Origin of the sequence: Bradyrhizobium sp. STM 3557 (assembly GCF_045571465.1) — a bacterium.
GTDB lineage: Bacteria > Pseudomonadota > Alphaproteobacteria > Rhizobiales > Xanthobacteraceae > Bradyrhizobium.
In genome coordinates this window covers 4423347-4437935 of record NZ_CP120697.1, presented here as the reverse complement: position 1 = coordinate 4437935, position 14589 = coordinate 4423347, and the positions used below count along the sequence as shown (strand labels likewise).

Sequence of the window (14589 nt, the reverse complement as noted above, 5' to 3'; positions counted from 1 at the left end):
AGCACAAGCCCTTCTCTCGTGCAAGATGTGGCGAGTTTGCAAGGCTACCGGAACGCAGCGCGAAGCCCATCTATAAGGCTCCGACTCCTGAGTACCAACGTCGTGTTGACCGAGGTCGGCCGGCGCTGTCGCCGCACAGAGAAGCGGCTCCGATTGAACGCCTTTTTCACGGCGACCTAGCATGTAAGGTGTAAGTATCCGGTGAAGACCGCGGGTTAGTCGATTGCCGCCCCGCCAGTCCAAGGATCAGGCGACGAGCTTCTGGGCTGAGAGCTTCCAATTCCAAGGCAGAAGCTGGTCAAGCGTGCGGATGTTGTGGTCGTTGATTCGAGCGAGGACGTCGGCGAGCCAAGCCTGAGGGTCGACGTCGTTGAGCTTGGCGGTCTGTATCAGCGTGTACATCACGGCGGCCCGTTCGCCGCCGCGATCGGAGCCGGCGAACAGCCACGCCTTGCGGCCGAGTGCGATGCCGCGCAACTCGCGCTCGGCGGCGTTATTGGTCAGGCAGATGCGGCCGTCGGAGAGAAAGCGCGCGAACGTCTCCCAGCGCTTGAGCATATAGTCCATGGCCTTGGCGACCTCGGAGTGCCGTGACAGCTTAGCGCGCTCGGTGCGCATCCAGATCTGCAGATCAGCGACCAGCGGCGCAACGCGCAGCGCGCGCTCGGCGAGCCGTTCGAGCGGCACCCGGCCGTTGATCTTGCGTTCGACGTCAAAGATCGCGTCGATGCGCTTCACCGCCTCGAACGCCATCGGCGCGATGACGGCGAGCTTGCCACGCGCCTTGGCGGTGACGTCGGCGAGCACGAAGAACTTGCGCCGAGCATGCGCCCAGCAAGCGGCCTCGGTGATCGGCCCTCCCTTGCGGCCGGCCTCGTACAGCCGGTTGAAGCCAGCGTAGCAGTCGGCCTGCAGGATGCCGCCATAGCCGTGCAGGTGACGCTCGGCGTGCTCGCCCGCGCGGTCGCGCGAGTAGAAGAACACTGCCGCTGGTGGATCGTGGCCGCCGAATGGGCGATCGTCGCGCACATAGACCCAGGCCCGTCCAGTCGCCGTCTGGCCCTTGGCAAGCACTGGCACCGGGGTCTCGTCGCCATGGACGCGGTTGCCCGCGAGCACGTGCGCACGGATCAGATCATGCAGCGGCCGCAGCAGCGCCGCGCAACCGCCCACCTGGTCGGCGAGCGTCGACAGGCTCAGCGCGATGCCCTCGCGCGCGTAGCGCTCCGACTGGCGATTGAGCGGCTGGTGCTGCCCGTACTTCTCGAACAGGATCATCGCCAACAGAGAAGGCCCGGCGAAGCCGCGCGGCAGAACGTGGAACGGCGCAGGCACCTGCGTGATCTTCTCGCAGTCCCGGCAGGTGAACTTCTCGCGCACGTATTGCACGACCTTCCACTGCCGCGGCACCACCTCCAGTGTCTCAGTAACATCCTCGCCGAGCTTGGCGAGCCGGGTCGAGCCACAGCAGGCGCAGGCATCGGGACCGGGCAGCACGACCCGCTCGCGCGGCAGATGCGCCGGGAACGGCTTGCGCGCAGGCTTGTTGCGCGGGAACGCAGACAGCGGCGGCGTCTCGCCAACAGCAGCGGCTGTCTTCTCGGCCGCAAGTTCGTCCTCCGCCGCAGTTGCTTCCAGCTCCTCAAGCTGAAGCTCCATCTGGTCAAGGAGCCGCGCCTTGTGCTCGCTGCGCTGTCCAAAGAGCTCGCGCCGCATCTTCGCAATCGTCAGACGCAGATGCGTGATCAGAGCCTCCGCGCCAGTCGCCTCGGCACGCATCCGCGCGATCTCGGCGTCGCGATCGCGCAGCAGGCGCGTCAATCTCTCGATCTCATCCGGGGAGAATCACTGGGGCTCATCGCCAATGATGGAATCACAGGGCGCGCGGTTTGTATGCCCTTCCTATCGCGCTCCAACGCGTTCAGCCCGCCGCCTCCGGCCGCCATGTCCGCTGCGGCAGCCGCCAGTCGATCCCTTCCAGGAGATACCCGAGTTGGGCCGGCGTGATCGCCACCGTCCCGTCCGCCGGCGACGGCCAGATGAAGCGGCCGCGCTCCAGGCGCTTGGAGAACAGGCACATGCCCTGGCCATCGTGCCACAGCACTTTGATCAGGTCGCCGCGCCGGCCGCGGAATACGAACAGGTGGCCGCCATGCGGATCGCGCTTGAGGGTCTCCTGCACCAGCAGCGCCAGCCCATCGAACCCCTTGCGCATGTCGGTGCGGCCTGTCGCCAGCCACACCCGCGCCCCGCTCGGAATAGGGATCGTCATCGCCGCTCCAGCGCGCCGATCATCCGCGCCAGCGCACCGGGATCGACGCCTTGCTCGACGATGACCCGCAGCCCATCCGCAAGCACGATCTCCATGCGTCTGCACCCACCAGCGGGAGGCGGCGATGCCGCCGCGGCCGATCCTCCATCCGCAATCACCGCTTCGGCAAACGACACGGGCTCGGCATTCCCGCCCAGTCGCCCCTTGCGTGCCAGCCGACGCCAGGTGAACAACTGACCGGTCGACAAGCCATACCGCCGGGCGGTTGCCGAGACCTGCCGCGTGCCGCTATCGCTCTCGGCGACGATCCGCCGCTTCTCTTCCAGCGTCCAGCGACGCCGCGACCCGGTCTGGATCACCTCAAGCCGCGACACCTTCGGCATAGTCGTATGCTCAGTCATACGACTATGTCTTCGCGCCTCCCTGCATCAGCGCAAGGCGGTTCTCACCGGAGGGGTACTGTAAGGTGTGCAAAATGGTCGGAGATGGCTCAATCTTCGTTGTTCGACTCGGGCATCATCGTTGGCAGACGACTCATCGGATTAGAGGGCAGACAGTTCAGCGACGCGCCAGTCAATCGGGCGAGTGATCATCGCTTGCCTTGCAATTTGGAATTCCCTTTGGCCCGATCTGCTGTCGAAACGAGGCCGAGAAATACGGCTGTTCTTTTTTCAGTTCGTCCGCGTTCATGCCCGGCGTTCCGACGCACGCCTTTTTCATCTGCTCGACAGTCATATTTTTCGCATCGACAAATCTAGCTCGCGAGATATTAGCATGCAAAAAATTGGCTCCAGCAAGATTTGCTTTTGTAAAGTCCGCAGCAGCAATTTCCGCATCTTGAAAATCTGCATTCGAGAGATTGGCTCCAACAAAAAAGGTAATAAACTGATGCCTTTGAGTTTCGTTAGAATAATCGATGGCTCCTCTCGTGTCTTCTTCGACGCCTCGATTTAGTTGGTATCCAATTTCCGGAGTCCACCCGTCCTTGCCGTCCTTATATTGCAAATAGTCACTTGCTCTTATTAGCTTCAGATCGGCGTTGGATAAGTCCGCGTTGGTAAAGTCGGCACGAAGCATGATTGCGTTTGCGAGACGAGCGCCTTGCAAGCCAGTTACAACTCCGACTTCATCCAAAAGATCCACTTCGACGAGACAGGCGCCTTGAAGGTTGAAGCGCTTTCCAGTTGGGTCTTGTTTTGGGTTTCTTTCGCCAATAATCCGTATTGCGATCTGTATTTGTGGGTCCCGTGTGTATGACGTTTGGTCTTTGTATTTTTCGCCCTTGCATGCGCTCAAGGATAGCGAAGCGATGTGGCTGGCGAGAGTGTCAAAAACGGTTCGATGATAGCTTGGATCGCTTCTGGCCACGTAGGACAGCAAGTACATTGCCCCAGCGCGGCTATTTAGATGCGCCTTCTCGTCGAATAGTGCTGTCACGGATTTTGCGAACAGGTCTGCTTTTTTTCCTTTGAAACTATCTTCGTTCTGCCTGATTTGCTGCAATGTCACGATAAAAGCGAAGACCGCGGTGATTCCGCCAACTACTTGAATGACCGATTGTCTAACTTTAGCGCGCAGATCAACAAGCTTCGCTTGATCGTCTAACGAATTGCTCTCCACCCTTGGGATGATCGGAAGCGGTCGTCTAATCGTAAGGGTGGGTATTAGAACAATTGCAAGAAGAGCCAGAACGATATAGCCCGCAATCAGCAGCGCAATTGTTGATGCGCTGAAGTCGTGATCGAATATCGAATACATAATATTTCAGATGCCCATTGATATATATAAACTGTGAGCACCATTGGTACGACATGCTGCTCCAGCTTGGCAAGGTTTGGGCTGCTGCCTTGCTCCGCAGAGCAGGGGTCGCAAATACGTAGTGACGATGCCGATAATGCTACCGAGGCTCAGCTTGCGAGCGCCGGCCCGCGGCTCAATGGCTGTTTCGACGAGTCGGGCGGCCTGATGAATAGCGGCATCAACGATGTCCATATCGTCCAACAGCTTCGTTCGCGATCGGGCCACGGAGTTCATAGCAGGATCGGCGGAATGTGCCTGGCTGACTAACTAACCTGCTTTGCAAGATGTCCTGTCTGGTAGGCAAAAATGCGCATTTTGCCAGTTGATTCAATCAGATCGCGCGTTTCAACTTCGGTACTGAAAATAATGCGCTTGTGTCGTCGGGCAAATCACGACGATGATCTCGGCCATCCCGCCTCGATGAAGAGGGGCGTTTCGGCCGATCGTCACGAGCGTGGAGGCGGGGAGCGGTGGACGCAGGACGCGCGTGAGACGAACGCGCTGGAAGCGGACGGCGAAGTCGTGGGGTCCTGGCATCCCGGTGCTGATGCCAATGCGCGATGATGCTTCGCATCACGCGCAGACGGGGGCAAGAAAGCCGGTCCCCGGGGAGACCTCGTATAAGCCGTAAACTATCGCGCAGGGAATGCCGGATGTTCGGCTGATCCTGTGGTGACTGCCGCCTGCTTTCTTTGTTGCAGGCGGGCCATGGGTGAGGCCTTCAACCGGCATTCCCTGCACCCTCTCGTTTTTGGAGGGTCGGATGATTTCAAATACAACTCGGGCAGAACATGCCGCGAGAACGCAAGATCGTGTGTGGATTTCGGTCCCGCCACATGCGGCGTCATTCCGGAGCGCGACGAAGGTCGCGAAATGGACAACCCATGTTTCCGTCACTGCGAGGAGCGTTAGCGACGAAGCAATCCAGAATCCGGAACAAGACTCTGGATTGCTTCCGCCGTCGCCCTTCGAGCTATGGCGGACACGTCGCGGCGCCTGTCATCGGGCCGCGCGTTCGCGCGGACCCGCCGCTCGCATTGACGGATTAACCGGCATCATACCCGCTCCTGCAACCGTCGCGGGAAGGCCGACCGGGCATCGAGCCGGCTCAGCCGGTCCGCCCAACGCCTGAGCAAGGGATGGTCACAATCTCGGCGGAATGAAGGGGGTAGGGGATGTGCCTCTCGGGCCTTACGAATTTGCGGTTCCTGCGCTGTTGATGGGCATGGTATCGGATGTTGCGTCGAAGCGGCCCGCCATGCTTCACATCGCATCCCACCTGCCGGAAAAACACCCGCTCAGCCCGCCTCGCGAGACAGGAGCGGTTCGGAAACGCTGGAGCACCTATGTCGTCCATCTCTGATGATCTTCGTACCGCGGCATTGAGGTACCACCGGTTTCCCCGGCCCGGCAAGCTGGAGATTGCGGCCTCGAAGCCGCTCGCCAATCAGCGCGATCTGGCGCTGGCCTATTCGCCGGGCGTGGCGGCCGCCTGCACCGAGATCGCCGAGAACCCGGCCGAGGCCGCCTCGCTGACCGCGCGCTCCAACCTGGTGGCGGTGGTCTCCAATGGCACCGCGGTGCTGGGCCTCGGCAATATCGGCCCGCTGGCCTCCAAGCCCGTCATGGAAGGCAAGGCGGTGCTGTTCAAGAAGTTCGCGGGCATCGACGTGTTCGACATCGAGATCGCCGCCGATACGATCGACCGCGTGGTCGAGACGGTGGCGGCGCTGGAGCCGACCTTCGGCGGCATCAACCTCGAGGACATCAAGGGACCCGAGTGCTTCGAGATCGAGGCGCGCCTCAAGGAGCGGATGAAGATCCCGGTCTTCCACGACGACCAGCATGGCACTGCCATCATCGTCGGCGCCGCGATCAAGAACGCGCTGCTGCTCGCCGGCAAGAAGCTTTCGGACGTCAAGATCGTCGCCTCCGGCGCGGGCGCTGCTGCCATCGCCTGCCTCAACCTCCTGGTGTCGATGGGCGCGCAGCGCAAGAACATCTGGGTCACGGACATCGACGGCGTGGTCCATGAGGGCCGCAACACGCTGATGGATCCCTGGAAGGCGGTCTATGCGCAGAAGACCGACGCGCGGACGCTGGCTGATGTGATCGGCGGCGCCGACATCTTCCTCGGCGTCTCGGCCGGCGGCGTGCTCAAGCCCGACATGGTCAAGCGGATGGCCGACAAGCCGCTGGTGATGGCGCTTGCCAACCCGAACCCGGAGATCATGCCGGACGAGGCGCGGGCGGCGCGGCCTGATGCCATGATCTGCACTGGCCGCTCGGACTTCCCGAACCAGGTCAACAACGTCCTCTGCTTCCCCTTCATCTTCCGCGGCGCGCTCGATGTCGGCGCCACCGCGATCAACGAGGCGATGAAGCATGCCGCGGTCGATGCGATCGCGCAGCTCGCGCAGGACCCGCCGTCGGACGCGGTGGCGCGCGGCTTCGACACCGGCGAGACGCAGGGCTTCGGCCCGGGCTCGCTGATCCCCTCGCCATTCGACCCGCGGCTGATCCTGCGCATCGCGCCGGCCGTTGCGAAAGCCGCGATGGAGTCCGGCGTCGCCACGCGGCCGATCAAGAATTTCGACGAATACACCGCGCTCTTGGAGCGCTTCGCCTTCCGCTCCGGCCTGATCATGAAACCGGTGTTCGCGAAAGCGAAAACCCAGCCGGTGCGCGTCATCTATGCCGAAGGCGAGGACGAGCGCGTGCTGCGCGCCACGCAGGTGGTGCTGGAGGAGCAGCTGGCGCGGCCCATCCTGGTCGGCCGCCCCTCGGTGGTGGAGGCCCGCATCAAGCGCTTCGGCCTCTCGATCAAGGCGGGCGAGGATTTCGACTTGGTCAATCCGGAAGACGATCCGCGCTACCGCTCCTATGTGCAGACCTATATCGACGTCGCCGGCCGCCGCGGCGTGACGCCGGATGCCGCCCGCACCGTGGTGCGCACCAACGCCACCGTGATTGCCGCGCTCGCCGTGATCCGCGGCGAGGCCGATGCGATGATCTGTGGCGTGGAGGGCCGCTACATGAGCCATCTGCGCCATGTGCGCGAGATCATCGGCTGCATGTCCGACATCAGCGACTACGCGGCGCTCGCGCTCACCATCACCAGCAAGGGCGCCTATTTCATCGCCGACACGCAGGTGCGCCCCAATCCGACCGCGGAAGAGCTCGCCGAGATGGCCTCGCTCGCGGCCAATCACGTCACGCGCTTCAATATCAAGCCGAAGATCGCCTTCGTCTCGCATTCGGATTTCGGCAGCTACGACACCGAATCCTCGCGCAAGATGCGGCAGGCGTCCGCGATCCTGAAGCAGCGCCGTCCGGACCTCGAGGCCGACGGCGAGATGCAGGGCGACACCGCGCTGTCGGGCACTGCGCGCAAGCTGGTGCTGCCGCATTCGGATCTCGAAGGCGAGGCCAACGTGCTGATCATGCCGAACCTGGACGCGGCCAACGTCGCCTATCAGATGATCAAGGTGCTGGCGGATGCCGTGCCGGTCGGGCCGATCCTGATCGGGCCGGCGCGGCCGGCGCATATCCTGACGCCCTCGGTGACGGCGCGCGGCATCCTCAACATGACGGCGGTGGCGGCGGTCGAGGCCCAGGAGCGGGCCGGGCGCGCGCAACCGACGCTGTTTGCGTGAAGTGGAGCATGATCCGGAATAGTGGAGGACGGTTTTCCGAAGCGATCATGCTCAAACAAGAGATGAGATCGTGATCCGATTCCTTTGATCGGATCACGATCTAAGGCTGACGGTTTCATGACGCGGGCAGGAATGGGCCGATCAAGGCGGCAAAATCGCCGCACTGTGGCGCGCTGGTCCGCTTTCCGTCGCATTCCGCCCGCGATTTGATTGTTTGAAAGGTAACAGGAGCAGTCCATACTTCGCCGGCTCCCCCGCCGGCGACCCCGCCTTTGAAATGTCATCGTGAGGCCAACCATGCCAGCATTCATTACGTTCGGGCGCGTTCTCTTCGCCGTGCTGTTCATCTACACGGGCGCAGCCAAGCTGTTCGGCATCCAGGCCACCGCCGACATCATCGCCGCCAAGGTGGCGATCCCGGACGTGCTGGCGCCCTACGTGACCCAGCTCGAGACCATGACCAAGATGCCGACGCCGCAGCTCTTGGCAATCCTCGCCGGCTCCTTCGAGGTGATCGCCGGCGTGATGATCGCGATCAATTTCCTGTCGCGGTTCTTCGCGGCGCTGATGATCATCTTCGTGGGCGCCACGATCTATTACTTCCACGATTTCTGGAATCAGGTGCCGCCCGACAACGCCAAGACGCTGATCGATGCGCTGAAGAATCTCTCGATCATCGGCGCGCTGTTCATGATCTTCGGCTATGGCCGCGGCCCGCGGTCGGTCGCCGAAAAGTCCGCCTATGGGGATATTTGAGGAGGCTTGATAGGCGACCGGATGAGATTAAAGGGGTCGCCGTATTTCCCGGTGTCATGCCCCGCGAAGGCGTCGCGAAGGCGGGGCATCCACTACTCCGCGCAGCGATGATCGATCGGGATGTCGCGGCGTACTGGATCGTCCGCCGGAGCCTGTCATCCGGCCGGCCGAAGGCCGGACCGGGTGGCGGACGATGACAGCAGTTGGTGCGTCGCTGTGTCGTTGCTTTTGTTGGCGCTCAGCGCCGCCACTCCGTGACGCTCACCCCGAACTCCGGATCGAGCATCTGGGGCTCGCTCGCCCTCAGCCCGTGGGCCGCCAGCACCTCCTGCGGGGTGCGCTCGGGTACGCCGGGGAAGCAGGCCTCGCCGTCCGGCAGATGCACATGCGGCGCCTGCGATAGATAGAATGCGTCGTAGCGTTCCATGAACATGCCGAACACGATCGGCCCGCCGATGATCGCGATCGTGCCAGAGGTGACGCCGGCGGCCTCGCAGGCGGCTTCGAACGGGACGCCCGCCGGGTTCCACAGCGTGGCGTTCGGATTGGACGGATCGCCCGCCAGCTGCTCGATGGTGCGGGTCAGCACGATCCGCTTGCGCCTTGGCGAGTTCGGCTGGCCTTCATGGGAGTTGCGGCCGTGCACGATCAGATCGGCACGATCCAGCGCAGCGTTGAAGAAGGTTGCGTCGCCCCTGAACTTCAGGCTGTCAGGCATGACATGACGGGCGTCCGCCAGCATGCCCTCGGCCGAGACGATGACGTAGCCCTCGAAGCGGAGTGCCGCCACGGTCGGAGCGCGCTATTCCGAGACCGTGGTGACGACGCTGTTGACCGGGCGCTGGCTGACGGTCGGCAGCTTGGCGTCCTTCAGCAGCTCCTCGTCATATTGCGGCAGGGACTGCACCGGCGCCTTGGCCCGCATCGCCACCACCTTGTAGCCGCCGGCCTTGAGGCGGCGCAGCAGCTCCGGCAGCGCCTCGGCGGTGTGCTTGTGGAAGTCGTGCATCAGGATGATGCCCTTGCCGAGCTTGTCGAGCTTCTTGAAGGTGACGTCGATCACCTGCTGCGCATTCCGCGCCTTGAAGTCGAAGGAGTCGAGGTCGCAGGAGAAGATGCCGATGTTGCGGGTGCCGAGATAGGTCACCATCTCCGGCGGGTGCTGCAGGGCCGGGAAGCGGAAGAAAGGCGCCGGCGAGGCGCCGCCGAGTGCCCACTTCACCGCGCTGATGCCCTTCTCGATCTCTTCCTTGCGCTGGTCCTCGGTCAGCTTCTTGTTGGTCAGCGTGGCATGCGACCAGGTGTGCGTGCCGACGGTGTGGCCTGCATTGTACACCTGCTTGAGGATCTCGGGGTAATAGGTCGCGTGCTTGCCGATCGAGAAGAAGATGCCGGTGGTGCATTGGTCGGCCAGCGCCTTCAGCACGGCGGGCGTGTTCTCCGGCCAAGGGCCGTCGTCGAAGGTCAGCACGACCTCATGGTCGCGCAGGAAGTCGAGCTCCTTGAAATGCTCGAAGCCGAAGCCGGGACCGCCCGTCGTGTCGATCTCGACCGTGCGGCCGACGCCGAGCGCATCGGGATTGGTGCAGGGCGCGCGGGGCGGCTGGGCCTGCTGCGCCGGCGGCTGGGCAGGTGCGGCGGGAGCAGGCGCGGCCGCCGTCTTGGTGCCGGCAGCGGCGGCACCTCGGGCCGGTGCAGCGCGCATCATCGCGGCGCCTTCGGGCGTCAGAGATTGCGCTAGGGCCATGCCGGGCATGCCGAGCGAAACTGCCACGGAACCCAACAAGGAACCCGCAATGATCACTCCAGCCGCAAATCGCATCTCGTATCCTCGAAGTTGGTTCCCGCCCGGCGAGTCTGCCGTCCTATCCGGCTGGGAATACTAGCCCAGTCGCACGAGCGGCGCCAAAGGAAACAACCGTTGCGCTGCTATCGAGGCGGGCAATATTTCGCAGTGTTGCTTAATCTGGAAAGCAGCCGCCCGCGCGAGGGAGTGCGGAGCTCAGCGCAGCGACAGGATGAACTCGGTTCCCTCTCCGGTCTCGCCCTGGCGGATGCTCTGGTCGGAGACGATGAGCGAGCTACCGCTCGACAGGGCCTCACCGAGCCACGCCACCACGTCCGCGGGGATGGTGATGCGATCGAGCGCCTCTGTCGCGCTGTCCGGTACAGCTACGGCTTTCGCTTCGATTTCGGCGCCCTTCTTGCCGTGCCGCGGTGCCTTCTCACCATCCTCGCTTGCGGTCGTGCCGTGCACCGGCAGCGAGATGACGGACCAATGCAGGGCGCTGGCGTCGGCCTTGTCGACGGCCACGGTGAACACGTGGGTGCCGAGCGGCCGATCGCTGGCGGCGATGGTCACGGGCACGCTGAGCACCGGCGCGAGACTCTGCCGGACGTAGAGCTTGCCGTCCTTGCGGCTGATGAACATCGCGATCTGGCTGTTGTGCTTCAGCTCCGGCTTGGCAATGGCGGGGGCCTTGTCGCCATCCGGCATCCGCGTTTGGTCCTTGTCACGCTCCTTGCCGGTATCATTGGCGTCGGCAGACTTGTCTGCGGTCTTCGCGGGATCAGCTTTGGGAGCGTCAGCGGTAGCGGCGCCGTCGGCAGGCTTTGCATCATTGGAGTTGGCCGGGACCGGCGTGCCAGGCTTGGTCGGCACGTCACCGGTCTTTTGTGCATCGGCAGTGGCATCCGCGGGGAGCGCGGTATTGCCGGCTGGTGCATCGGAGATCGGGCCGCTGCTCGGATTGCTGGCGTCAGCCGTGTGAGTCTGCTCGCGCAGCGACGTCGCCTGCGCCGAGGCTTCGACGGATTCGTCGTGACCAATGGTGGCGCGCAGCTCGGTAATCGTCGTGGGCGTCACCAATGCCGCGCCCTTGTCGGTCTTAGCCGCAGCAGGTGCGTTCGGCTCAGGTTGGACGGAAACGCTCGGTTCGGTCGGCGCCTTGAAGGCCGCGAGCAGCGGATGCGTGAAGGTCACTGGCGCCACCTCGCCCGGTGTCACCAGCACGCGCGCGCCAATCCGGGTCAGGCCGTACATCCTCACGGCAAAGCTCGGCGGCATGCGGATGCAGCCGTGGGAGGCCGGATAGCCCGGCAGCACGCCGGCATGGAGCGCGATGCCGGACCAGGTGATGCGCTGCATGAATGGCATCGGCGCATCGCTATAGATATTGGAGCGGTGGAATTTCTGCTTCTGGATGACGCTGAACACGCCCATCGGCGTGGGATGCCCCTTCATGCCGCTCGACACCGGCGCCTGGGTGAAGAGCCCGTTGGCGTCGTAGACCTTGAGCTGCTGCTTGTTGATCGACACCGCGATGATCAGCGGTCCCTGCGGCTTGATGGCTTCCTTGGCAGCCGCCTTTGCGGCGGCCTTGAGCGCCTTGTCCTGAGTGTGCCGTGGCTTCGGGCTGCGCGGCGGGAAAGGCTCCGGGCGGACGAAACTGGTCTCAGAGTCGTTCCAATAATAGTAGCCCGCAGCCGACGCCTGCGATGTCACGCCGACAGCGAGCGACGCCGCGACAACTGCCGCACAATAGAACTGCCCCCTGGCAGCCGCACGAACGCAGAGCATTCAGACAATCCTCAAGAACCCTATGGTCAAACTGTCGCAGCCCCGAGTCTGCGTTCACCAGCTTGGGGCTTCTGCCCTCTGCGATTCCCCCAGCGTAGCAAAAAAGCCTCACATCGCGTTAAACGCGGGCTTGCTGCGCCAGTCGGCTGCCTTCCTTGCAGGCCTTTGTGTTCCTACATGGGCGGCGAGTCGTAACATGGGCAGCGGTAACACGGAGATCAACATGACGTTCAAGGCCGTCGGTCGGCGCGCGCTGTGGCTGAAATGCTTCACTTTGCTGCTGCTTGCCGGATTGTCTTTACCCGCAACGTCCGCGCGCGCAGCCGATGAGCCCGATCTGATCTTCCGTCGTTCCACCGTATTCAAGCTGCTCAGCCCGAATGACAAGCTCGCGACCTACGGCGTTGATGATCCTGAGGTCGACGGCGTCGCCTGTCACTTCACGGTGCCGGAGAAGGGCGGTTATGCCGGCTGGCTCGGCCTGTCCGAGCAGGTCTCCGACATTTCACTGGCATGCCGCCAGATCGGGCCGATCAAGTTCAAGCATAAGCTGGAGCAGGCCGACGACATGTTTCGACAGCGCCGCTCGCTGTTCTTCAAGAAGATGCAGATCGTGCGCGGCTGCGATGCCAAGCGCAATGTGCTCGTCTATATGGTCTATTCCGATAAGCTGATCGAAGGCTCGCCGAAGAACTCGACCTCGACGGTGCCGATCATGCCCTGGGGCGCCGGTGACACCGCCGTGCAGAAATGCGGCGACTTCATTCAGTGAGCTGATGTCAATGACGCGGACGTGATCGCGGCGCGGCCTGCCGCGTGCTGGCCGCAGCCGCCTTTTTCGTGCGGGCATCGTGGCACCCGACCAGCCGGACCAGCGTCTGCGGCGCGGACGGCGCCCCGAGATCGGGCCGCTGCTGCGCCATCGGCGTCGCCTGGCTGGACTTGCCGGAGCGCCGCGCGGTCACGTCCTTGTGAGCCATAGGTGCCGTCCCGTCGAAGCAACAGTATTTCAACGCGCAGACCACTGCCTGGTTGCGGTCTCGCGGTGGTGCCGGCGAACAGTGATCTTTGAGCAAATAAAGCTTAAGAAGTCGTCCTATTGCGCTGCCGCATCCTCTCAAGTCTCGCCCGTCGATACTTCGCGCTGGCGCGAAGTTCCCTGCGCAACATCCGGGAGGCAAATGCCTTTCCGCTTTGTTTCGCCGTCCGGCCGGCGACGAAACAATTCCCTGGCCGACGAAACCATTTTCACGTTGTCGCGCAGAACGGGCGAAATCGGGTGTGGGTTATTACCTTGCGGGGTCGGGCCGACAGGGCCGGACGATGGACCGACAGGCCGTCAGGTGAACATCCTGAGCTTCAATCTCGCATCTGCGTTGCTGCCGGCCGGCTCGAACCTGGCGAACTCGGTGAATTGCCTGTCGCGGGTCGACACCTTCCACTACAGTGCTCCGCGGATAACAACTTCCGCGTCGCGCGCGATTCCGGTACGATGGCGCCGATCAATAAAAGACTGAGGACCAGCAGCCGATCATGTCGTCTCGTTTTGGTGTAGTGGCGATCGCCATATCGTTGATGCTCGCACCGACCGCGACGCAGGCACGGCCGACTGCGAGGCTGCCGGATCCGCGCGGCGAATTCGTGCGGCAATGCGCGCCCCACATGCTCGGACGCTGGGCTCATCCGGAACAGGTCTGCTCCTGCCTGCACGATCACGCGGCGGCTGTCGTCGAGGACACCGACCTGCGCGAGGCGCTGCTCCGCGGCATCAGTGAAACAGGCGTGCCGTCGATCGAGACCGATTGGGTACCTCTGGCCAAACAATCCCAGATCGGTCCGACCTTCACCAAGATCGCCAGGCCGGCGCTGCAATGCATGTTCGAGCCAGCGAAATAGCCTCGCCTTCCCACTCCCAACCCCGCCCGGCCGGGTTTCCATTTTGAAAGTCGGTCGACGCCGGATGGCGCGACCGACGCTGCATCGCAGGCGAGCCGCGCGAGGTCCGGATTATTTCTTCTTCGGCCCGAAGCGCGGCACACACTTCGCTGCACGCGCAACACCATCCGGTGTCATCTTTGCACCGGAAACTTCCTTGACCTGTCCAGCCGGGCAGGTGCCGTCGTCGACGAGCACGCGCTGGCCGAGGCGGAGATCGGTGATGTCCTGCTCGCGGCCGAGATATTGCGCTCCCGCGGGCGCTGCGCCGATGAGCAGCACGGCACCGAGCAGGGCCTGCCCGATGAGCACCGTCTGCGACCTGCGCATATGAGGACCACGCATCACTTGCTCTCGATCTTGAGGCCGTTCGGCCCGACATTGATCTGCAGGCCTTCAGGCTGCTTCTTGGCTTGATAGAGATTGAAGCCGAGAACGCCGACGGCAACGACCAGGACAGCAATGATCAGATAGAGAACGTTTCGGTTGTCGGCCATCCCTCACCATCCAGCACGCAGCAAAGCGGTATATGCGAAACTGTAGGGGGACCTCTGCGATTCTGAAAGCAGCAGCAAAAGACCTGCAATCCG

The 14589-nt window shown here is 63.2% G+C and carries 14 protein-coding genes; 4 read left to right on the top strand and 10 right to left on the bottom strand.

The features are described from left to right. Positions 1-246 precede the first annotated feature (246 nt). The 4 genes from tnpC to P6U24_RS20175 form a co-directional block, all read right to left on the bottom strand. Positions 247-1779: an IS66 family transposase gene (gene tnpC / locus P6U24_RS20190; RefSeq protein ID WP_407160438.1), complete on the bottom strand. Its 1533-nt coding sequence runs from the start codon at positions 1777-1779 to the stop codon at positions 247-249. A gap of 142 nt (positions 1780-1921) precedes the next feature. Beyond that, the gene (gene tnpB, locus P6U24_RS20185) at positions 1922-2272 is read right to left on the bottom strand and encodes an IS66 family insertion sequence element accessory protein TnpB (RefSeq protein WP_407153976.1); all 351 of its coding nucleotides are present in this window, start codon (positions 2270-2272) and stop codon (positions 1922-1924) included. Next, entirely contained in the window at positions 2269-2673 is a 405-nt protein-coding gene (gene tnpA / locus P6U24_RS20180) for an IS66-like element accessory protein TnpA (RefSeq protein WP_407153975.1), read from the bottom strand. Before tnpA ends, tnpB begins: the two co-directional genes overlap by 4 nt. Before the next feature lie 172 nt (positions 2674-2845). Next, positions 2846-4030: a pentapeptide repeat-containing protein gene (locus P6U24_RS20175; protein ID WP_407154269.1), complete on the bottom strand. Its 1185-nt coding sequence runs from the start codon at positions 4028-4030 to the stop codon at positions 2846-2848. Between the two features lie 1388 nt (positions 4031-5418). On the opposite strand from P6U24_RS20175, the gene P6U24_RS20170 reads away from it, so the two are divergent. Both P6U24_RS20170 and P6U24_RS20165 read left to right on the top strand, forming a co-directional pair. Next, on the top strand, positions 5419-7728 hold the full coding sequence (locus tag P6U24_RS20170; protein WP_407154268.1) for an NADP-dependent malic enzyme: 2310 nt from the start codon (positions 5419-5421) through the stop codon (positions 7726-7728). A gap of 297 nt (positions 7729-8025) precedes the next feature. Then, positions 8026-8484, top strand: a complete 459-nt coding sequence (locus P6U24_RS20165; protein ID WP_407154267.1) for a DoxX family protein — start codon at positions 8026-8028, stop codon at positions 8482-8484. 238 nt (positions 8485-8722) lie between these two features. On the opposite strand, the gene P6U24_RS20160 is transcribed toward P6U24_RS20165, so the two are convergent. From P6U24_RS20160 to P6U24_RS20150, 3 genes are all read right to left on the bottom strand, one after another. Beyond that, the gene (locus P6U24_RS20160) at positions 8723-9226 is read right to left on the bottom strand and encodes a dihydrofolate reductase (protein ID WP_407160530.1); all 504 of its coding nucleotides are present in this window, start codon (positions 9224-9226) and stop codon (positions 8723-8725) included. A 60-nt stretch (positions 9227-9286) separates the two neighbouring features. Further along, positions 9287-10306: a polysaccharide deacetylase family protein gene (locus P6U24_RS20155; protein ID WP_407154266.1), complete on the bottom strand. Its 1020-nt coding sequence runs from the start codon at positions 10304-10306 to the stop codon at positions 9287-9289. Between the two features lie 180 nt (positions 10307-10486). Continuing rightward, positions 10487-12064 (bottom strand): L,D-transpeptidase family protein, encoded by a 1578-nt coding sequence (locus tag P6U24_RS20150; protein WP_407154265.1) that lies wholly within the window; start codon positions 12062-12064, stop codon positions 10487-10489. A 223-nt stretch (positions 12065-12287) separates the two neighbouring features. On the opposite strand from P6U24_RS20150, the gene P6U24_RS20145 reads away from it, so the two are divergent. Next, positions 12288-12836 carry a CreA family protein gene (locus P6U24_RS20145; RefSeq protein WP_407154264.1) on the top strand — a complete coding sequence of 183 codons (549 nt, stop codon included), beginning with the start codon at positions 12288-12290 and terminating at the stop codon, positions 12834-12836. A gap of 7 nt (positions 12837-12843) precedes the next feature. Here P6U24_RS20145 and P6U24_RS20140 read toward each other — a convergent pair whose 3' ends face one another. Further along, positions 12844-13044 carry a hypothetical protein gene (locus tag P6U24_RS20140; RefSeq protein WP_407154263.1) on the bottom strand — a complete coding sequence of 67 codons (201 nt, stop codon included), beginning with the start codon at positions 13042-13044 and terminating at the stop codon, positions 12844-12846. A 595-nt stretch (positions 13045-13639) separates the two neighbouring features. On the opposite strand from P6U24_RS20140, the gene P6U24_RS20135 reads away from it, so the two are divergent. After that, positions 13640-13960 (top strand): hypothetical protein, encoded by a 321-nt coding sequence (locus P6U24_RS20135; protein ID WP_407160529.1) that lies wholly within the window; start codon positions 13640-13642, stop codon positions 13958-13960. A gap of 111 nt (positions 13961-14071) precedes the next feature. Here P6U24_RS20135 and P6U24_RS20130 read toward each other — a convergent pair whose 3' ends face one another. Together P6U24_RS20130 and P6U24_RS20125 are read right to left on the bottom strand one after the other, a co-directional pair. Then, positions 14072-14344, bottom strand: coding sequence for a DUF6719 family protein (locus tag P6U24_RS20130; RefSeq protein ID WP_407154262.1), 273 nt, complete (start codon positions 14342-14344; stop codon positions 14072-14074). Next, complete coding sequence (locus P6U24_RS20125; RefSeq protein ID WP_407154261.1) at positions 14344-14496, bottom strand: hypothetical protein; 153 nt, start codon at positions 14494-14496, stop codon at positions 14344-14346. The genes P6U24_RS20130 and P6U24_RS20125 overlap by 1 nt, the downstream gene beginning before the upstream one ends. Positions 14497-14589 lie beyond the last annotated feature (93 nt).